At 64.2% G+C, this 18821-nt stretch carries 19 protein-coding genes and 1 tRNA gene; 14 read left to right on the top strand and 6 right to left on the bottom strand.

Annotated features, from left to right (window positions below; genetic code table 11):
- Positions 1-11: 11 nt before the first annotated feature.
- Positions 12-998, bottom strand: a complete 987-nt coding sequence (locus HLG70_RS24925; RefSeq protein WP_171662922.1) for a Bug family tripartite tricarboxylate transporter substrate binding protein — start codon at positions 996-998, stop codon at positions 12-14.
- A gap of 144 nt (positions 999-1142) precedes the next feature.
- Between HLG70_RS24925 and HLG70_RS24920 the strand changes: the two genes are divergently transcribed.
- The 9 genes from HLG70_RS24920 (at position 1143) to HLG70_RS24880 (ending at position 10233) form a co-directional block, all read left to right on the top strand.
- The gene (locus HLG70_RS24920; RefSeq protein WP_171662923.1) at positions 1143-2054 is read left to right on the top strand and encodes a LysR substrate-binding domain-containing protein; all 912 of its coding nucleotides are present in this window, start codon (positions 1143-1145) and stop codon (positions 2052-2054) included.
- Positions 2055-2138: 84 nt separating this feature from the next.
- Positions 2139-2771 carry a GntR family transcriptional regulator gene (locus HLG70_RS24915; protein WP_171662924.1) on the top strand — a complete coding sequence of 211 codons (633 nt, stop codon included), beginning with the start codon at positions 2139-2141 and terminating at the stop codon, positions 2769-2771.
- A gap of 27 nt (positions 2772-2798) precedes the next feature.
- Entirely contained in the window at positions 2799-3788 is a 990-nt protein-coding gene (locus tag HLG70_RS24910; protein WP_171662925.1) for a tripartite tricarboxylate transporter substrate binding protein, read from the top strand.
- 32 nt (positions 3789-3820) lie between these two features.
- Positions 3821-4825 (top strand): Bug family tripartite tricarboxylate transporter substrate binding protein, encoded by a 1005-nt coding sequence (locus tag HLG70_RS24905; protein ID WP_171662926.1) that lies wholly within the window; start codon positions 3821-3823, stop codon positions 4823-4825.
- Positions 4826-4854: 29 nt separating this feature from the next.
- Positions 4855-5916, top strand: a complete 1062-nt coding sequence (locus tag HLG70_RS24900; protein WP_171662927.1) for an isocitrate/isopropylmalate dehydrogenase family protein — start codon at positions 4855-4857, stop codon at positions 5914-5916.
- Positions 5917-5918: 2 nt separating this feature from the next.
- On the top strand, positions 5919-6791 hold the full coding sequence (locus HLG70_RS24895) for an amidohydrolase family protein (protein WP_234103211.1): 873 nt from the start codon (positions 5919-5921) through the stop codon (positions 6789-6791).
- Between the two features lie 386 nt (positions 6792-7177).
- Positions 7178-9016 carry an ABC transporter ATP-binding protein gene (locus HLG70_RS24890; protein WP_171662928.1) on the top strand — a complete coding sequence of 613 codons (1839 nt, stop codon included), beginning with the start codon at positions 7178-7180 and terminating at the stop codon, positions 9014-9016.
- A gap of 145 nt (positions 9017-9161) precedes the next feature.
- Positions 9162-9764, top strand: a complete 603-nt coding sequence (locus tag HLG70_RS24885; protein ID WP_171662929.1) for a hypothetical protein — start codon at positions 9162-9164, stop codon at positions 9762-9764.
- Between the two features lie 85 nt (positions 9765-9849).
- The gene (locus HLG70_RS24880) at positions 9850-10233 is read left to right on the top strand and encodes a c-type cytochrome (RefSeq protein ID WP_171662930.1); all 384 of its coding nucleotides are present in this window, start codon (positions 9850-9852) and stop codon (positions 10231-10233) included.
- A gap of 15 nt (positions 10234-10248) precedes the next feature.
- Here the strand turns inward: HLG70_RS24880 and HLG70_RS24875 are convergent, their stop codons facing one another.
- The gene (locus HLG70_RS24875) at positions 10249-10689 is read right to left on the bottom strand and encodes a GNAT family N-acetyltransferase (protein ID WP_171662931.1); all 441 of its coding nucleotides are present in this window, start codon (positions 10687-10689) and stop codon (positions 10249-10251) included.
- A 183-nt stretch (positions 10690-10872) separates the two neighbouring features.
- On the opposite strand from HLG70_RS24875, the gene HLG70_RS24870 reads away from it, so the two are divergent.
- Both HLG70_RS24870 and HLG70_RS24865 read left to right on the top strand, forming a co-directional pair.
- The gene (locus HLG70_RS24870; protein WP_171662932.1) at positions 10873-11499 is read left to right on the top strand and encodes a glutathione S-transferase family protein; all 627 of its coding nucleotides are present in this window, start codon (positions 10873-10875) and stop codon (positions 11497-11499) included.
- Between the two features lie 47 nt (positions 11500-11546).
- A complete protein-coding gene (locus HLG70_RS24865) occupies positions 11547-12860 on the top strand; it encodes an MFS transporter (RefSeq protein WP_171662933.1) in 1314 nt (437 codons plus the stop codon).
- 18 nt (positions 12861-12878) lie between these two features.
- Here the strand turns inward: HLG70_RS24865 and HLG70_RS24860 are convergent, their stop codons facing one another.
- Complete coding sequence (locus HLG70_RS24860) at positions 12879-13889, bottom strand: AraC family transcriptional regulator (RefSeq protein ID WP_171662934.1); 1011 nt, start codon at positions 13887-13889, stop codon at positions 12879-12881.
- A 183-nt stretch (positions 13890-14072) separates the two neighbouring features.
- On the opposite strand from HLG70_RS24860, the gene HLG70_RS24855 reads away from it, so the two are divergent.
- From HLG70_RS24855 to HLG70_RS24845, 3 genes are all read left to right on the top strand, one after another.
- Positions 14073-14843, top strand: a complete 771-nt coding sequence (locus tag HLG70_RS24855) for an aldolase (protein WP_171662935.1) — start codon at positions 14073-14075, stop codon at positions 14841-14843.
- A gap of 80 nt (positions 14844-14923) precedes the next feature.
- Positions 14924-15250: a helix-turn-helix domain-containing protein gene (locus tag HLG70_RS24850; protein ID WP_171662936.1), complete on the top strand. Its 327-nt coding sequence runs from the start codon at positions 14924-14926 to the stop codon at positions 15248-15250.
- Entirely contained in the window at positions 15250-16542 is a 1293-nt protein-coding gene (locus tag HLG70_RS24845) for a type II toxin-antitoxin system HipA family toxin (protein WP_171662937.1), read from the top strand. The genes HLG70_RS24850 and HLG70_RS24845 overlap by 1 nt, the downstream gene beginning before the upstream one ends.
- Before the next feature lie 76 nt (positions 16543-16618).
- Here the strand turns inward: HLG70_RS24845 and HLG70_RS24840 are convergent, their stop codons facing one another.
- From HLG70_RS24840 to HLG70_RS24830, 3 genes are all read right to left on the bottom strand, one after another.
- Complete coding sequence (locus HLG70_RS24840; protein WP_171662938.1) at positions 16619-17410, bottom strand: hypothetical protein; 792 nt, start codon at positions 17408-17410, stop codon at positions 16619-16621.
- A gap of 204 nt (positions 17411-17614) precedes the next feature.
- A tRNA-Gly gene (locus HLG70_RS24835) sits at positions 17615-17688 on the bottom strand.
- Between the two features lie 114 nt (positions 17689-17802).
- Positions 17803-18789: a Bug family tripartite tricarboxylate transporter substrate binding protein gene (locus tag HLG70_RS24830; RefSeq protein ID WP_171662939.1), complete on the bottom strand. Its 987-nt coding sequence runs from the start codon at positions 18787-18789 to the stop codon at positions 17803-17805.
- Between the last annotated feature and the right edge of the window lie 32 nt (positions 18790-18821).

The raw sequence follows: 18821 nt of genomic DNA, 5'->3' as shown, positions 1-18821 counted from the left end.
TAGGGACGTGATCAATCGGCCGACGCGCCGGAGCGCTTCACCATCGCACCCCAGCGCGGGATCTCGGTCGCGATGAGGCTGGCAAACTGCTCCGGCGTTGAAGGCGTGGCGTCCACGGACAGGGTCGCATTGAGCTGAAGGACCGCCGGGTCCTGCAGGGCTTTCGCCACGGCGGCGTTGAGTTTGTCGATGATGGGCCTGGGCGTGCCCGCGGGCGCGACGATGCCTCCCCAGGAGACCACTTCGAAGCCTTTCAGCCCGGATTCATCGACCGTCGGCACATCGGGAAGCACGGGTACGCGCCTGGCGCTGGTTGCCCCCAGCACCTTGACCTGGCCCGACCGTATGAAAGGCAGCACGCCGGCAACGTTGTCGATCATCACGTCGAGCTGCCCGCCCGCGATATCGACCACGGCTTGCTGGCCGCTCTTGTACGGCACGTGCAGCATCGAGGTGCCGGTCTCGCTCTTGAGCATTTCGCCGGCCAGATGGGCGCTGGATCCGACGCCGAGCGAACCCACGCTGACCTTGCCCGGATTCTTCCTGGCGTAGCTGACCAGCTCCTGGACATTGCTTGCCGGAAGATCGTTGCGGGCGATCAGCACCAGGGCATTGCTGATGGCAAGGCTGATCGGCGCCAGGCTGCGCTGCGGGTCATAAGGCAGCTTCGGATACATGCTCTTGTTGATGGCGAGGGTCACCAGGTTGCCGAAACCGATCGTGTAGCCGTCCGGCGCCGAGGTGGCCAGCAGTTGGGTACCGACGATGCCGCCTGCGCCGCCCCGGTTATCCACGACCACCGGCTGTCCCAGCTCACGCCCAAGGGCTTCGGCGATCGGCCGCAAGACAACGTCGGGGCCGGATCCGGCCACATACGGCACGATGAGCTTGATGGGCCGCTCGGGCCATTGCGCGTGAGCGGCGCCGGTGCCCGCGGCGGCGAGCAGGGCAAAACACAGCGAGACGGCCCGGCGGGCACGACCTGAAAAAATCAGCATGAGCTTTCTCCTGAAGAGCTGCACGGAACAGACTTTGGATCGCACTTCATCTTGTCGTCGTGAAGCTTAGAGATCGCCGGCGCTGCAGGTAAGGCTATATTTTTGTTAAGGTGACAATTCCTGGTTGTCACCTTCGGGGTGCATGTGAAAGACCATCATCTACGGGCCTGGTTGAAAGTGGCTGAACTTCGCAGCATCAGGGCAGCGGCGCGCAGCCTGCACCTGAGTCAAGCCGCGGTGACGAAGGCCATCAAGGAATTGGAAACCGAACTCGACGCGCCGCTGCTTACGCGTAGCGCCAGGGGCATCTCGGTCACCGAATGCGGCGATCGCCTGACGGTACGCGCGCGGCTCGCTCAGGCTCAGCTCACGCTTGCGCGCCAGGACATCCATCAACTTCTGGGCGGCGCCCAGGCGCGCGTGGCCGTGGGCGTGACGCCCATGGTGATGCTGAGCGTGCTGCCCGACGTCCTGAGCGATTTCAGGCAAAGCATGCCCGCCGCCAAGATCCAGATCTCGGAAGGCTTGCTGGCGGCGGTGCAGCCGGCGCTGCGCAATGGCACGCTGGATTTCGCGCTGGCCTCCCGCATGACCGGAGGGATCGGCGGCGAACACGAATTCGAGTTCGAACCCCTGCGGCCGCTCGAATTCATGATTGCCTGCCGGCGTGGCCACCCGCTGGCGCGGGCCACGCGCTGGGAAGACATCCGCGGCTGCGAATGGCTGCTCAACGTATCGGGAGGAAGCCACACCGAGGCCTTTCTGGATAGCCTGCGCGCGAACGGCCTGAACGCACCGGAACGCGTCATCGACTGCGATACGTTCGGCGTCATGTGGAATCTGATGACCCGAAGCGACGCCTTGATCATCTGTCCGGCCGGCATGCTCAACGTCAAGCCCTATGGCGACGAGGCAAGGCGGATCCGGGCGGATGTGCCGATGCCGGTCGCAAGCATCGGCATCATGACGCTGCGGGGAACCCCGCTTTCGCTCGCTGCCGCAACCATGGCGGACTGCTTCCGGCAGCGCGTGGCGCGCGCCGCATTGGCCGGCTAAGCGCTGGCCAGCCCCAACGGAACCGGCCTTATTGCCTTCGGTTTTTTTGTATGCAAAAATATACAAAAATACGACGAGACATCCGTGCCCATTCCGAAGAGCAATTCGCAGGCCTACGCGGCCTATAACGAAATCAAGCGCCGCATCCTTGCCGGGATGTTCACGTCCAGCGACCGCCTGCGCGAAGTGGAAGTCGCCGACATGCTAGAGATGGGACGCACGCCAGTACGCGAAGCGCTCAAGCGCATCCAGGACGAAGGGTTGATCACGCACGAGCCCGGCCGGGGCCTGGTCGTGACCACCATGGACCAGCAGGAAGTCGGCGAGCTCTATTCCATGCGCGAAGTGCTGGAGGGCGCCGCGGCCGCCTTCGCCGCGCGCCACGCCACTCCCGCCGACGTCGCCAACATGCAGGCCATTCTGGATGAGGGAGACGGCGGCGACCCCGTCGCCCAGAACCTGCGCTTTCACGAAGCCATCTACAGCGCCGCCCACAACCGCTATCTGATCCGGTCGCTGCAGTCGCTGACCGAAACCACCTATCTGCTGGGACGCAGCACGCTGAGCTCGCCTGACCGGGCCAGCCGCTCCAACCAGGAACACCAGGCCATCGTGGACGCCATCCGCGCCCGCGATGAGCAAGGCGCGCAACACGCCGCGCAACACCATATCCACCAGGCCCTGCTGGAACGCCTAAAGATGCTGCGCCAGGGTTAAGCGCGGCCGTCGATCGGAGACAAGTCGATGAGGAAGTCCAACGTATCCCCGCAGCGTCTGCTGGCGGGGCTGGCCCTGCTGTTGCCTGCGTTTTGCGCGCCAGGCCTGGCGGCAGCCGACACCTACCCCAGCCGTCCCATCACGCTGGTGGTGCCATTTGCCGCGGGCGGCGGCACCGACAGCATCGCGCGCGACATGGCGCGCACCCTGGCCGACAAGCTGGGCCAGTCGGTGGTGGTGGAAAACCGCGGAGGCGGCGGCGGCTCCATAGGCGCCGGCGTGGTCGCCAATGCGCGCCCCGACGGCTATACGCTGCTGTTCGCGACCTCCACCTTCGTGACCAACGCCGCCGCCGGCATCAGCACAAGCTATGACGTGCGCAAGTCCTTTGCCCCCATCGCCATGCTCGGGCGCGGCCCCTTGTTCGTGGTGACGGCCAAGGACTTGAAACTGACGTCCATCGCAGACCTGCGCAAGCTCGCCGCCTCGCCCGAGGCCAACCTGAACTTCTGCTCGGCCGGCAACGGCAGCATCAATCACCTGGCCGGCGAACTGTTCAAGCAGAAAACACAGGCCGTGATGACGCACGTTCCCTACAAGGGCAGCGGCCCCGCCACCGTCGACCTGCTGGCGGGACGCGTCCAGGTGTTCTTTGCCACCGTGCCCACCATCCTGTCGCAGGTGCGCGACCAACGCGTGGACCTGCTGGCCGTCACCGGCAAGGCGCGCTCGCCGCTGTTCCCCGACACGCCTACCGTGGCCGAGGCCGGCGTCGCCGATTTCGACATCACCACCTGGTGGGGCGTCCTGGCGCCCGCCGGCACGCCGCCTGAAATCGTGGGCAGCCTGAACCAGGCCATCAATGCCGCCGCGTCCGACACGCTGGTGCGCGACCGGCTCAAGCACGAAGGCGCACAGGCCATCAGCGGCACACCCGAGGACTTCGGACAGGCCCTGTCGGCCGAACTGGAGATGTGGCGCGGCGTGGTGCAGAAGTCCGGCATGGCCCTGGATTGAAGCGCCAGGCAAAAGAACATCAAGGAGACAACATGCAGCACACCCTTTCTCCCTTCAGCCCGGCGCGCCGCCGGCTGCTGCAAGGCGCGACGGCCACACTGGCATTGACGCTGGCCGGCGCCGCTCGCGCGGCGGACGCGTACCCGGCCAAGCCGGTGACCTTGATCGTTCCCTACGCCCCCGGCGGACAGGGCGACGTATTCGCCCGCATCCTGGCCGAACGCCTGGGCTCGGAGTTCAAGCAGACCGTCATCGTCGAAAATCGCCCGGGCGCGTCCGGGGCGGTGGGTTCCCGGATCGTGCTGCGCGCGCCCGCCGACGGCTACACGCTGCTGCTGGGCCAGACGGGCGAAATCGCCGTCAACCCCTACGCCATGAAGGCGCTGGGCTACGACCCCTTGCGCGAGTTCGCGCCCGTGATCCTGGTGGGCGACTCGCCCCTGGTGCTGGCCGTGCCGGAAAAGTCTCCCTACGCCGACCTGGCCGCGCTGATCGCGGCCGCCCGCGCAAAGCCCGACGCTCTGGCATATGCCTCGTCCGGCACCGCCACGCCCGGTCACCTGGCCGCCGCCGCCCTGGCGCTGGGCACGCAGACGCGCATGATCCACGCCCCGTACAAGGGCGCGGGCCAGGCCATGTCCGATCTGCTGGGCGGTCACGTGGACTTCTTCTTTTCCAGCGCGTCCGCCGTCATGCCGCAGCTCAACAGCGGCCGGCTCAAGGCGCTGGCGGTATCCTCGCGGGAACGCCTGGGCGTCCTGCCCAAGGTTCCAACCGTGAGCGAAGCCGCCGTGCCCGACTTCCAGTTCAGCCTGTGGGGCGGCGTGTTCGCACCCGCGCAGACGCCCCCTGCCGTGGTCGAGCTTCTGAACACCAGGCTCAATGCCATCCTGGCCGAGCCCGCGATCAAGTCGCGGCTGGAAGGCGACGGCGCCGCGGTCCGCCCGAACTCGTCGCAGGAATTCACCACTTTCGTGCGCGGCGAAGCCGCGAAGTATCAACGCCTGGTGCAAGCCACCGGGGTCCAGGTCGAATAGGCCCGATCAACCCAACAGGAAGAATCTCCATGAAAATCGTTGTACTCCCCGGTGACGGAATCGGCCCCGAAACCATGGCGGTCGCCGTCGATGTGCTGGAAGCCGCCTCGCGCCGCTTCGGCCTGGACCTTCAGTTCGACCACGACATCGCCGGCCACGACAGCCTGAAAAAACATGGCGCCACCGTCACGCCCGCGCTGCTGGAGAAGGTCAAGGCCGCCGACGGCCTGATGCTCGGCCCCATGGCCACGTATGACTTCAAGGACGAGGCCCGCGGCGAAATCAACCCGTCGATGTATTTCCGCAAGAACCTCGACCTGCACGCCAATATCCGCCCTGCCCGGACCTATCCCGGCATGCAGGCGCGCCTGGGCGAATTCGATCTGGTCGTGGTCCGCGAAAACACCGAAGGCTTCTACGCCGACCGCAACGTGGCATCCGGCGGCAGCGAAATGCTGATCACCCCGGATGTGGTGGTGTCCCTGCGCCGCATCACCCGCCAGTGCTGCGAACGCATCGCGCGCACGGCTTTCGAACTGGCCATGACGCGCGACAAGCACGTCACGATGGTGCACAAGGCCAACGTGCTGAAGCTGGGCGACGGCATGTTCCTCGAAATGTGCCGCCAGGTGGCCCAGGAGTTTCCGGACGTGCGCGTGGACGATGTCATCGTCGACGCCATGATGGCCCACGTGGTGCGCGCGCCGCAGCGCTATGACGTCATCGTCACCACCAATATGTTCGGCGACATCCTCTCGGACCTGACGGCGGAACTATCGGGCAGCCTGGGCCTGGGCGGCTCGCTGAACGCGGGCCGCGACTATGCGATGGGCCAGGCCGCGCACGGCTCGGCGCCGGATATCGCCGGCCAGAACATCGCCAATCCGATCTCGCTGATCCTGTCCGGCGCGATGCTGCTGAACTGGCATGGCCAGAAGACCGGCCAGGCGAAATTCCTGCAGGCCGCCGCGGCGATCGACGCCACCATCGCCGACACCATCCTCGCGCAGGAATGCACGCGCGACGTGGGCGGCAAGCTCGGCACGCGCGAAGCCGGCGCGGCCTTCGTCGCGCGCCTGCAGGCGGCCTGAGCATGGCCGCCGCGCCGCTGCCCGACCACGCCTGCGACTGCCACGTGCACGTGGTGGCGCCGCAGGCCGACCATCCGATGGTGGCAGACCGCCACTACACGCCCGGCCCCGCATCCGCTGGCGACCTGCAGGCGCATCTGGCCCGGCTGGGCCTGGCGCATGCCGTGATCGTGCAGCCCAGCATCTACGGCACCGACAACCGCCTGCTGGTCGACAGCCTGCTGGCGCTGGACGGCGTGGCGCGCGGCGTCGCGGTCGTGGACGACCATGTCGCCGACAACGACTTGGCCCGCCTGCACGACGCCGGCGTGCGCGGCTTGCGCATCAACCTGGAAAGCACCGGCGCCAGCGACCCGGCCGCCGTCAGCCGGGCGCTGACGGCCTGGGCCGGCCGCCTTGCGGGGCAAGGCTGGCACCTCCAGGTATACGCCTCGCTCGATGCCATCGCCGCAGCCGCGCCGGCGCTGGGCCGTCTGCCGGTGCCCGTGGTGCTGGACCACTTCGCGATGATCCCGGCGCAAGCCGCGCTCGACGATCCACGCGTGCGGCAGGTGCTGGAACTGGTCGGCGACGGCAGCGCATACGTCAAGCTGTCGGGGGCCTACCGGGTCTGCACGGACCCGGCGGACCCCGCCCAGGCCGCCAGGCTCGCCGCGTTGGCCCAGGCCATCGTCCACCGCAATCCCGAGCGCGCGCTCTGGGCCAGCGACTGGCCGCACACCAACCGCGAGGCGGGCAAGCAGGCCACCGAAGTCAGCGCGTATCGCCACGTCCCGGCGCAACGCCTGCTGGACGAGCTGGAGGCCTGGCTGCCCGACGCCGCGCTGCGGCGGCAGGTGCTGGCGGTGAATCCGGCGGCGCTTTACGGTTTCTAGGCGATAGCCGCCCGCGCCGGCGCATACGCCGGCGCTAGCCCGAACACATTCAACGGCTGGCTGCGCCTCCTGCGCAATCCCTGCCGGTATGATTCAATCCGCACCACGATGCGGCATCTCTTGGCCAGAAAAAGGATCGACCCGCCCGGACCTCGCGTCCTGGCGTCGACCTCCGGCATCCGCCACCGGGCGCCCTCCACGACTTGCGCCCCGCTACCGCGCCAGCAACCGCGCACCTGGACAAGCGCCTGTCGCTCCCGCATCCTCGACATCGGCGAATGCGCTTAAATGACGCCGAAGGCATCGCCCCATGCCAAGCTGGCGCTGCTTGCGCCGCGCGTCAGGCCAGCCGCAAAGCAATAAATCCCGACCCTGGAGTCTCTGCCTTGTTTCGCAGATTTGAAAACCAACTCAACCCGTTCCCGCCCGAGAACGTCCCCCTGCCTCCCAAGGGGTTCTTCGCGTTCCTCTGGTTCTGCACACGCGGAGCGCGCGGCTACATCGCCGCGCTGGCGGTGCTCAGCGCCGCGGTCTCCATCTACGAAGCCTGGCTGTTCGCCTTTCTGGGGCAGATCGTCGACCTGCTCACCGTCTGGCATGTCGGCGAACCCGCGTCGGCGCATGAACGCCAGGTGCTGTGGGGCATCGGCCTCGTGCTGCTGGCCAGCATCGTCCTGGTCAGCCTGCGCACCGTGGTGCAGCACCAGATCCTCGCCATCAACCTTCCGCTGCGTCTGCGTTGGGACTTCCACCGCATGATGCTGCGGCAAAGCCTGTCGTTCTTCTCCGACGAATTCGCCGGCCGGGTCACCACCAAGGTCATGCAGACCGCGCTGGCCGTGCGCGAAGTGCTGCTCACCTTCTGCGAAATCGTGCTCGGCATCGCGGTCTATTTCTTCGCCATCGTCGCGCTGGCGGGCGGTTTCGACTGGCGCCTGATGATGCCCTTCATCGCCTGGATGCTGCTCTACGGCCTGACCATGATGTACTTCGTGCCGCGCCTGGGCAAGGTCGGGAAAGAGCAGGCGCACGCCCGCTCATCCATGACCGGCCGGGTGACCGATGCCTATACCAACATCACCACCGTCAAACTGTTCTCGCACACCAACCGCGAAGCCCGCTTCGCGCGCGCCGCCATGGAGGATTTCAGGGAAACCGGCTATCGCCAGATGCGCCTGGTCAGCCAGTTCGAGATCTTCAACCAGGTGCTGGCCACGGCGCTGATCTTCTCGGCGGGCGGCTACGCCCTGTGGCTGTGGCATGGCAACGAAATCGGCACAGGCGCGGTCGCCGCCGTCACGGCCATGGCGCTGCGGGTCAACGGCATGTCGCACTGGATCATGTGGCAGATGACCTCCCTCTTCGAAAACATCGGCACCGTGCAGGACGGCATCGCCACCCTGACCCACGCCCCGAAGGTGCAGGACGCCCCCGACGCGGTCCCGCTGCGCGTCACCCGCGGCGAGGTCGAATTCGACCGGGTCTACTTCAACTACAACAACGAGCGCCAGGTGCTCGACGGCCTGAGCCTCACCGTGCGTCCCGGCGAAAAAATCGGCCTGGTCGGCCGCTCCGGCGCCGGCAAGTCCACGCTGATCAATCTGCTGCTGCGCTTCTACGACGTGGACCGCGGCCAGATACGCATCGACGGACAGGACATCTCCCGGGTCACCCAGGACAGCCTGCGCAGCGCCATCGGCATGGTCACCCAGGACACCTCGCTGCTGCACCGGTCCATCTGCGACAACATCGCCTACGGCCGTCCCGACGCCGATCCCGCCGAAGTCCAGGCGGCCGCCGCCCGCGCCCAGGCCGACGAATTCATCCAGCAATTGAGCGACAACCACGGCAACCGGGGCTACGACACCCTGGTCGGGGAACGCGGCGTCAAGCTCTCCGGCGGCCAGCGCCAACGGATCGCCATCGCCCGCGTCATGCTCAAGAACGCCCCCATCCTGCTGCTGGACGAAGCCACCAGCGCCCTCGATTCCGAAGTCGAAGCGGCCATCCAGGAAAGCCTGGACGAAGTCATGAAGGGCAAGACCGTCATCGCCATCGCCCACCGGCTGTCCACCATCGCCGCCATGGACCGCCTCATCGTCATGGACGAAGGCCGCATCATCGAACAGGGCAGCCATGCGGAGCTGCTGCAACTGGGCGGCGTGTATGCCCGGCTGTGGCGGCATCAGAGTGGCGGATTCCTGGCCGAGGAACTCAGCCAGTGAGTGCGGCTGCCCGCGCCCGTTCAAGACACGTGACATTGAACGGGAGCGGGAGACGCAGAGCGCGACAAATTTAGTTTCACTTTATTAGGGACGCAGCGGAAAGACGATCGGATAATCCCGGCGCCATTCGAAAAGGACCCTTATTTTGAAGTTAAACGCTGCACTCCTGATTTCCGCCCTCAATGCCCTCGTGCTTGTCCCCGCGCACGCGGCGCCCCAACGCTCCGTCGACGCCCGGATCTTCGATATCGCCGGGGTCAAGACGGGCATGGGCTACGACGAAGCGGTCACCGCCGCCGCCAGGAATTTCCACGTCGGAAAAAATGAAATCAAAGCGGGATACGCGAGGGACAACCTCGTCACGAACACCAAGATGCCCTTGGATTTCAGTTATGAAAAAGACGGGGTCAGGCTGGTGGTCCACTTCGAACCGCGCGTCCCCGCCGATAAGCAACGGCCCCTGGCGGTGTCCCAGATCAGCTACGAAATGCCCTGGACCCCGGCCAACAAGAGCGCCATGGGCCAGGCGGTGCTGGAGAAGTACGGCCGGCAATCGAACTATCCCAACGATTTGAACTTGGAGTGGTGCCAGAAGCCCAGCTCGAATCCTGGGATGGGGTGCTCGACGGATATGACGCAGGCGGTTTTGAAATACAGCGGGGTCAGCGTTCAGCTTTACGACCCGGCTTGGGCTAACGCGCGGGTCGAGTTCGTGAATCGGTCGAATAGCCGGAAGCCTAGCTTTTAGGTCTGCCGGGGGTTTCTTATGCGTTTGCGGGGCGATGTAAGTCTATACTCGCCGCCCCGCAATTTGTTTGTTACGGCGTGGCCAAATGGAACCAGGAAAATTGTTCATCGCTTCGCTAGGAGCGTTGGTGTTGTGTCATTCGTCACCATCCTTTGCGCAAAACAGCAACGGGAAAAATCTCTACACACAGCGATGCGCGATGTGCCACGGCGCAGATATTAGGGGCACTGGGCCCTTGGCCAAGAAAAGCAACCCTCCCACGCCGGATCTCACAACTGCTGCTTTCAAAAGGCGACTCGACGAGTATCCGGGCGTCATTGTGTCGTCGGTGATACTTCGCCCCAACGGAGACCTGATTCCGAGAACCTTGCGGGAGAACGGCGTAAAGCTGGCGCCGCACTCCTGGACCGTTCAGGATTTCCGTGATTTGAATAAATATATGAGTGGCGTGATTTCCAAAAGTCGATGAATGCGTTTGGATCGGTTATCGCTGGCGCTTTACAAACACGAGTTCCGGGTCGTCGTCATCCAGATTCTCAATTTGGCCGCTTTGGATAAATCCCAGGCGGCCAAGCAATTGGCGCATCGCGATGTTTGAAGTATTTGTCGACGTGAACAATTTTCTTCTTTGACATTGCAACTCCAGTGTCCGCATGATTGCGGTAGCGACCCCGCGGCGCCGTGCCGAAGCCTTGACCACAATCAGCGGGATGAAGTCGTTGTCGAAGAAGGATTGGTTGAGTACCCCGTAACCGACCAGCGCGGAAGCATCCTCCGCTTCTGTCGCGGCCCAGCATTGGCCAGCGGCCACCGCATTGGCGATAAACGTCCTCCTGCCGAGTTCCTGCTTGGCCAGCGGATCCAGGTCGATTATCGAATCGATGTCCTCACTTGAGGCTGGCCGGACATTCGTTTGGGAAGACATGGTCGCCACGCATCAGAATTTGAGAATGCTGAGTCTATCGTGCCTGGATCGTAGACATTCCCTGTCGCTTGCGGTCAAGGCCTGTGCGCTCTCTGGCAAGGCCATCGCTGCCGCTCGTACCTAACATAAGCCGCACCCCATCCACGCGTCCGCCCAGCCGGAACGCCATGCGAAACGCTGCTTATGCTTACGCTCTACGACCATCCCCGCTCCGGCAACTGCTACAAGGTGCGCCTGTTCCTGTCGCTGATCGGGCTGCCCTGCCGACGCGAGTTCGTCGATGTGCTGGCACGCAAGAACCAGACCGAGGAGTTCGAGCGCATCAGCGCCTGGCGGCAGGTGCCGGCCATTGAGGACGATGGCCTGGCCATCTGGGACAGCCACGCCATCCTGCTCTACCTGGCGCAGAAGCACGCGCCGCAATGGCTGGCGCCGCTGCCGCATGCCGCCCAAATGCATGCGTGGATCTCGGTATCGACAAACGAGATTGCCAACAGCCTGCAGCCGCTGCGTCTGACGCGGGTGGTCAGTCACGCCGAGGCGGCTCATCACCTGGGCGTGAGCGAGGCGCTGCTGGATCTGGCGGGCCTGCAACGGCGCACCGATCGCGTTCTGGCCTTGATGGAAAAGCGCCTGACCGGCCACGACTGGCTGGCGGTCGTACTCAGCCTGGCCGACATCGATTGCTATGGCTACCTGGCTCTGGCCGAAGAGGCAGGCATAGACATGGCCTTCTATCCCGGGCTGTCCGCCTGGCGCCGGCGCATCGAACGGCTGCCGGGCTACGTCACTCCCGGGCACACCGCCTAGGCGCCGCGCGCCAACGGCACCTACAACACGATCCCCAAGGACACAACATGGACGCAGCCACCAATTCGGGCGCCATTGCGGCGCCCGCCAACAAGCCGAATCTGTTTCGGGTCTCCGTGGCCACGGTGGTGGGCACGGCTGTAGAAGCATTCGATTTCCTGGCCTATGGCACCGCCGCCGCGCTGGTGTTCAACAAGCTGTTCTTTCCGCAGTTCGATCCATTGACCGGCACGCTGGCCGCCTTCGCCGCCTTTGCCAGCGGCATGCTCGCGCGCCCCATCGGCGGTATTCTGTTTGGCCACTTCGGCGACCGCATCGGGCGCAAGTCCATGCTGACCCTGAGCCTGCTCATGATGGGCATCTGTACGGTGCTCATCGGCTTGTTGCCCACCTACTCGCAGATCGGCGTGTGGGCGCCGATCCTGCTTGTGGCGCTGCGGATCGGCCAGGGTCTGTCGTTTGGCGGGGAACTGGGCGGCGCCATGCTGATGGCCGTGGAGCACGCGCCGCCTCGCTGGAAAGCCTTGTTCGGCAGCTTGCCGCTGGTAGGGGCGCCACTGGGCATACTGCTGTCGGTTGGCGCGTTCGCGCTGGTGACCCGTCTGCCCGAGGAGGATTTCCTGTCCTGGGGATGGCGCCTGCCCTTCCTGGCCAGCGCGGTCCTGATCGTGGTGGGTCTGCTGATACGCCGGGGAATCGACGAGTCTCCCGATTTTTCCCGCGTCAAATCCCAGCGCGCCCAGGTCAAGCTGCCGGTCGCGGAACTGCTGCGCAAGCACGGAAAGGCCCTGCTGCTCTGCATCGGCTGCAAGCTGGCCGAAGTGACCCTGATCTATACCTTCCTGGTGTTCTCCGTGTCGTATGCGGTGTCCACGCTGGGCTTCAGCCGCAGCGATGCGCTGCATGCCCTCCTGTATGGCGCGGCCGTGCTGATCTTCACGATTCCCCTGTTCGGGATGCTGGGCGACCGCTACGGCGCGCGGCGCGTCTGCGGCTGGGGCGGACTGCTGTTGGCGGTGATGGCCGTTCCCATCTTCATGGCCGTGGGCAGCGGCTCGCTCGTGGCTTACAGCATTGCCGTGTTCATCGCCATGGCACTGAACTACGCCATGATGATTGCGCCTCAGTCGAGCCTGTATGCGGCGCAGTTTCCCGCTGAACTCCGCTATTCGGGGCTGTCGATCGGCGTGCAGTTCTCGGCGGCCATCGGCGGCGGCCTGGCTCCGCTGGTGTCGGCCATGCTGGTGGCGCGCTTTGACAGCATCGTGCCGGTAGGCGCCTATCTGGCCGTGCTGGGCGTGATCGCCGGCACGTCGGCCTTCCTGATGAAGCCCACCGGACAGGAGCGTCGCGCCGCTTGAGGCCGCTGGCCTGCCCCGCTACGTGGCCGGGCAGGCCGTTACGCGGTACTGATTGGGCGGGTAGCCAAAGCGTTCCCGAAAGCGGCGGCTGAAATGGCTTGCGTCCTGAAACCCGCAGGACAGCGCGATGTCCTTGACCGGCACCTGGCCCTTGCGCGGGTCCTCCAGCGCCAGGCGCGCCAGATGCAGCCGGCGTTCGCGCACATACTCGTTGTACTGCGTGCCCTGCATCTGGAACAGGCGATGCACCCAGCGGCTGGATGCGCGCAGCGCGCGGGCGACCTCGGCCACCGACAGGTCCGGGTCGGCGATATGGGCGTCCAGATAGCTAGTGAGCGCCTGCCAGCTCTCGATGGGACCGCGCTGGGCCGCCGGGATCTGGTCCAGCGCCTGGCTGGTGTAGATCGCCGCGAGCAGCGAAAGAAGCGCCTGCTCGGCGAACATGCCGGAGGTCGGGCTGGTCTCTGCCTGATCGAAGAAAACATGCGCCAGACAGCTGTGAGCCGTACGCACCATGGGCAGTGTTGCCGCGGCGCGCTGGGCCGTGAACTGTGAGCTGTCGCGCAGATGCATGCCCAGGAGCCGCAACAGCGACCCCTTGATCACCACCAGGCGCGAGTCCGTCAGCATGCGCACCTCCGAGGGGAGCGCCGTGGTGCGGAAAATGATGTCGCCCGCATCCACCGGCAGGCAGGCGCCGTTCTGGGTGATCACGCCATGCCCTTCGATGATGAAACTGGCGAGGAACTCGGCCCGCAGGGCATCGGCAGCGTGTTCGGCGCGATGCTGGACCGCGATGGGCGTGGACTCCAGATTCACCGCCAGACCGCCGGCGCGCAAGCGACAGGCCTGCAAATGCAGGCGCGGCTGCATGGTCAGCGCCCGGAAGTCGCCCGGCAGCACCAGTTTGTCGAGTTGCGCCTTGTAGCCGGACAGTTCGGCTTCGTAGAACGGACGAAAACGCGGCGCGAAATTCAGGTCGGGTTCCGGCTGAGAGGCAACGGCCGGAATCGGGGTGGAGACATGCATTGCGGAGGCCACCAGACTTTCAGGACGGGCCGGGTGCCCGCTGAACGATTGTATCGGCCCTGATGTGGCGCACACCTGCCGTTTACCCTAGTGCCTGTCACTCACGGACTATCGCAGTGCGCCTGCAGTCAATCGCCTTGCGCGCGGCGCGCGGTGTAATTCCATACTAGGCCCTTTCAGGAGATGAGTGTGGAAGACAAGCAGAGCCAATCCGACGCGTTTTTCAAACGCTCGGCCAACAAACTGGATTTCGGCAACTGGAGCGTGCAGGAGAAAATCGCCCTGAGCTGTCGCATCCTGGCCAGCGAAGGGCATTCCGAAACGCTGGCCGGACAGATTACGGTGCGTGACGATGACGGCACCTTCCTCACCACGGCATTGGCTCAGGCCTTCGACGAGATCCGGCCCGCAACGGTGATACGCATCAATGACCGCATGGAAGTGCTGGAGGGCGAAGGCACGCCCAACCCGGCCGTGCGTTTTCACTTCTGGGTCTACCGTCAGCGGCCCGATGTTCGTTGCATCATCCATACCCATCCGCCCTATGTCTCGACGCTTTCCATGACGGGCCGCCCGCTGGTGGTATCGCACATGGACGCCACGCCGTTTCACAACGACTGCGCCCACCTCAAGGAGTGGCCGGGCCTGCCCATCGCGGACCAGGAAGGCGAGCTCATCTCCGAGGCCCTGGGCAGCAAGCGCTGCGTGCTCCTGGCCAACCATGGTTTCCTGGCGGCGACGGCCTCGGTGGAGGAGACCTTGTATCTCTCGGTGTTGATCGAACGCGCGGCGCGCAACCAGCTGCTTGCCGCGGCCGCCTACGGCGAAGTGCGGCCGGTCGATGATGCGCTGGCGGCCGAATCGCACGATTTCCTGCTCAAGCCCGCCATCGTGCGTGCCAGCTTCGCCATGTTCGCGCGCCGCATCGAACGCGGGGATGGTGCTCGCGACTAGTGGTTGCGGCGAATATTTGGAAATAATTGCTCTCTTGAGAACGTATATCTACAATTAAAGCTCTCAAGGGAGCTTTAATTATGGAATCTCCTCTTCCCTCTCCCGTAGAGCGTGCGATTCGCAAGCTCGGCAACGACATTTCCCTGGCGCGCAGGCGACGCCACATCACCCAGACCTCGCTTGCCGAGCGCATGGGCGCGTCTCTGTCTACGGTGCGCCGAATGGAGAAAGGTGATGTCAAAGTGCCCATCCACTTCTTTGCCCGCGCGCTGCACGTCTTTGGAGAAATTCAGGCACTTGAGCACCTGCTGGACACGCCGAACGACGAGATTGGACTGACGCTGATGGATGAACACTTGCCCAAGCGCGTGCGCAGCAAGCCCGGCAACTCTTCGGGAGCATTGTGATGGCGATCGCCCCACCGACCCGCCAACAAGTCCAAGTCTGCATCGGCAAGGCGGGCCTGCCGCTCGGCTCGCTCGTGTACGCACAGCAAGGCCGCCGCCAGAACTGCGCCTTTGCCTATGACGAGACTTGGTTGACCAGTCCCGAACGATTCAACGTATCGGCCGACCTGCAACTGATGCCCGGTCACCAGCCACACAAGGCTGCCTCGCCGCATGACTCTGTATTCCACGGTGCAATCGCCGACACCACTCCCGATGCCTGGGGCCGCCGCGTCATCGCTCGCGACCATGCCAAGCGCCGCCGCACCGATCCGAAACTGCCGCCCCTGACTGAGTTGGACTATCTACTGGCAGTCGATGACTTCAGCCGCGTTGGTGCATTACGCCTGCGCGATCCGGACGGAGCCTGGCATAGAACGGTGCCGGAAGGGCGACGCACTACCCCACCGTTAATCGAGCTGGAACACATTTACCTTGCCAGCCGCGCCGTCGAGCGTGGACAAGAAACGGCCGAAGACCTGCGCTACTTGCAGGGCAAGGGCACATCGCTCGGTGGCATGCGTCCCAAATGCACCATAGTGGACGAAGACGGCAGGCTTGCGATCGGCAAATTCCCAAGTGTGAACGACACGCGAAGCGTCACGCGCGGTGAGGTTCTGGCGTTAAAGCTGGCACAACTGGCGGGCATCAATGCCGCTCCTGCGCGCATTGTCTCCCTGGCCAAAATACCAGTGGCCGTCATCCGACGATTTGATCGTGATGGCGACGATGGCCGCATTCCCTACCAATCAGCGGCATCGCTGTTGCAGGCCTCACGCGAAGAGGACCGCAGCTACACGGAAATTGCGGACGCCATCCGCTCCTACGGCCATGCACCCACTCAGGACTTGCGTCAGTTGTGGCGCCGCATCGTGTTCAACCTGTTGATTACCAACGTGGATGATCACCTGCAGAACCATGGTTTTCTGCACGTGGAGCACGGTCTGTGGCGCCTTGCACCCGCCTTCGACATCAATCCGTTTCCAGACAAGGAACGGGAATCCAAGACCTGGCTGTCCGAGGAAGACGGACCGATCACCGACGTGCATATGTTGCTAGCGCGCGCGTCTTACTTCGCATTGGACCAGGAACAAGCCATCGCCATCTTGGCCGAGGTCTACACAGCAGTGGCGGACTGGCGACAGGTCGCTCTTGGAAGAGAGATTGGACTGCGCACCAGCGAACTGGACGACTTCGCGGCAGCTTTCGAACATGAACAGATGGATGCAACGGCTGCGCAGCTAGGGCGGTAGCGCAGGCGCCCCTCCTGTTTTCCAAGCTTCGACTCGGATCCACTTCCTCGCTAACGCGTGGCGCATCTCCGACGGATTACCGAAAGTCTCGACGCATTTTTTCCACCACATTCTCCAGGTGTCGCATATACGCTGGTTCCCCCTCCCCGAAAGCAACACCCGGAGCCGAAGGAGGAAAACGCCGCGTCAAGAAGAACTGACGATAGTTCTTTTGATAATAGGCATAGATTCCATCCATCACCGATTTGCTCATGCAAGGGTTCAAGGAAGCATTCCTGGCGCTGGGAAACCAAACGCCATGTCCTTCCGCATAGGCGGAAAAAAGCCCCAGCAAAGGGTCGGAGCAGTTTCTTTCCAAGCGCCCGTACGATCGGCTCAGCAAATCCCACGGCAGCATATCGTGCAGAACGGCCTCAATGGGGCCACAAGTGCCTTCATCGGCGTCCAGCAGTTTGGTCACAATGACCTCACGCCACGCATGCCGCGGACTTCCATCGGAAACAATCAAATGACCAACTGCCACATACGGAAAGCCCGCCCCCAGTAAGGCCTTTGCCTGTGAAAAACCAAATTCGTTTGGGGATTTCCCCGGCTTTGCAAACGAGGCACGGATGATCTTGATCTCAACGGCCAGCGCACTGGATAGCACCAACTCATCCCCCTCATAGGGAATGATCAAGACATCTATATCACCCGGAAAAGTGAGCCCAGGAACAATATCGGCACTTGGAAGAAAGCTCCCGATCATTACCCCGCTTTCCGGAGGCATCGAATCAAAATAATCAGGAAGCAGGCTCCGATAAGCACTCCCGAATAATGGCCGTCGAGAAAGCCATATGTAGGTTACACAGCGTTCGTCGTGCTTCATGGCCGATTCCTTCGGCATAAGGAAGACCGGCACATCCTCACGCAGATCGGCTGGTCTATGCAGCAAAGGCTTGCGGTATGGCCCCATCATTTGATCCGTCGAAAACCGGGTTTACGCCAGTCCATTGTCAGCAGAATCTTGTGCTCTGGAGCGAAAAAAAAGCCGCAAGGCCGGTTGGCCCTGCAGCTATTTGTCAAATTCGGGTGGAGCGGGTGAAGGGAATCGAACCCTCGTATGAAGCTTGGGAAGCTGCCGTTCTACCATTGAACTACACCCGCTCGGGTGTCGTGCCGCAGTCATGAAACCGGGGCAGAGGCGGCGATTATAGCGCGCCTTTTTCCGGCCAGGGCGGCGGCCTCGCGCCGCCCTGGCCCATCACGAAAACAGTGAAATCAGTTCGCCGTGATGTTGGCGGCCTTGACCACCTTGCCCCAGCGGTCCAGCTCGGTCTGGGTGTAGGCGCCCAGTTCCTTGGGCCCCATGAAGATGGCTTCGGCGCCCTGCTCCGCGGCCTTCTGGCGGAAGGCGTCGCTCTTCATGATCTTCTGGATTTCACCGGCGATCTTGTCGACCACGGGCGCCGGCGTGTCCTTGGGCGCGTACATGGCGAACCACGACGAGACGATCAGGTCGGGGTAGCCGGCTTCGGCCGCCGTGGGCACATCGGGCAGCGACGGCAGGCGGGTGTTGCCCGTGACGGCCAGCGCGCGCAGCTTGCCGGCGGCGATCTGGCCCAGGAGCGGCGGCGGCGTGGTGATGGTCATGTCCACGGCGCCGCCCAGCAGGTCGTTCAGCGCGGGGCCGGTGCCCTTGTAGGGGATGTGGGTGATCTGCGTGCCGGCCATCTGGTTCAGGAGCTCGGTGGCCACCTGCTGCAGCGAGCCGTTGCCGGACGAGGCGTAGTTCAGCTTGCCGGGGTTGGCCTTGGCGTATGCGACCAGTTCCTTCAGGGACTTGATGGGCAGGTCGGGACGCACCACCACCACCTGCGGGGCCGACAGCACGTTGGCCACCGGCGAGAAGTCCTTGATGGGGTCCCAGCCGGCCGCGGGCGTGACGTGCGGGGTGATGACCTGGAAGCCCGAGTACTGCAGCAGCAGCGTGTAGCCATCGGGCTTGGCGCGGGCAACGGCTTGCGCGGCGATGCCGCCGGAGGCGCCCGGCTTGTTTTCGACCACGACGCTCTGGCCCAGCGCCGTGCCCAGGGGCTGGGCAATCAGGCGCGCGGCGATGTCGGTGGTGCCGCCCGGCGCGGCGGACACGATCAGGGTGATGGGACGGTTGGGAAAATCGGCCTGCGCGCTGGCGGCGCCAGCGGCGATGGTGAGGGCGGCGGCTACGCTGGCGCGCAGAACGGTGGGCAGGCAGGACAGGGCCATGGTTTGTCTCCTAGGTATTTTTATCTGTGGGT

The organism is Achromobacter deleyi (assembly GCF_013116765.2).
Lineage (GTDB): Bacteria > Pseudomonadota > Gammaproteobacteria > Burkholderiales > Burkholderiaceae_B > Achromobacter > Achromobacter deleyi_A.
Note: the sequence above shows the minus strand (reverse complement) of the source record. Positions and strands in the feature narration are given on the sequence as shown.

Coding starts and splice junctions, on each gene's coding strand:
- HLG70_RS24875 (WP_171662931.1), bottom strand. CDS start 10,689: ATGTCTTCCCAAACGAATGTCCGGCCAGCCTCAAGTGAGGACATCGAT.
- HLG70_RS24850 (WP_171662936.1), top strand. CDS start 14,924: ATGGAATCTCCTCTTCCCTCTCCCGTAGAGCGTGCGATTCGCAAGCTC.
- HLG70_RS24925 (WP_171662922.1), bottom strand. CDS start 998: ATGCTGATTTTTTCAGGTCGTGCCCGCCGGGCCGTCTCGCTGTGTTTT.
- HLG70_RS24910 (WP_171662925.1), top strand. CDS start 2,799: ATGAGGAAGTCCAACGTATCCCCGCAGCGTCTGCTGGCGGGGCTGGCC.
- HLG70_RS24905 (WP_171662926.1), top strand. CDS start 3,821: ATGCAGCACACCCTTTCTCCCTTCAGCCCGGCGCGCCGCCGGCTGCTG.
- HLG70_RS24860 (WP_171662934.1), bottom strand. CDS start 13,889: ATGCATGTCTCCACCCCGATTCCGGCCGTTGCCTCTCAGCCGGAACCC.
- HLG70_RS24855 (WP_171662935.1), top strand. CDS start 14,073: ATGAGTGTGGAAGACAAGCAGAGCCAATCCGACGCGTTTTTCAAACGC.
- HLG70_RS24870 (WP_171662932.1), top strand. CDS start 10,873: ATGCTTACGCTCTACGACCATCCCCGCTCCGGCAACTGCTACAAGGTG.
- HLG70_RS24865 (WP_171662933.1), top strand. CDS start 11,547: ATGGACGCAGCCACCAATTCGGGCGCCATTGCGGCGCCCGCCAACAAG.
- HLG70_RS24840 (WP_171662938.1), bottom strand. CDS start 17,410: ATGAAGCACGACGAACGCTGTGTAACCTACATATGGCTTTCTCGACGG.
- HLG70_RS24830 (WP_171662939.1), bottom strand. CDS start 18,789: ATGGCCCTGTCCTGCCTGCCCACCGTTCTGCGCGCCAGCGTAGCCGCC.
- HLG70_RS24880 (WP_171662930.1), top strand. CDS start 9,850: ATGGAACCAGGAAAATTGTTCATCGCTTCGCTAGGAGCGTTGGTGTTG.
- HLG70_RS24845 (WP_171662937.1), top strand. CDS start 15,250: ATGGCGATCGCCCCACCGACCCGCCAACAAGTCCAAGTCTGCATCGGC.
- HLG70_RS24895 (WP_234103211.1), top strand. CDS start 5,919: ATGGCCGCCGCGCCGCTGCCCGACCACGCCTGCGACTGCCACGTGCAC.
- HLG70_RS24900 (WP_171662927.1), top strand. CDS start 4,855: ATGAAAATCGTTGTACTCCCCGGTGACGGAATCGGCCCCGAAACCATG.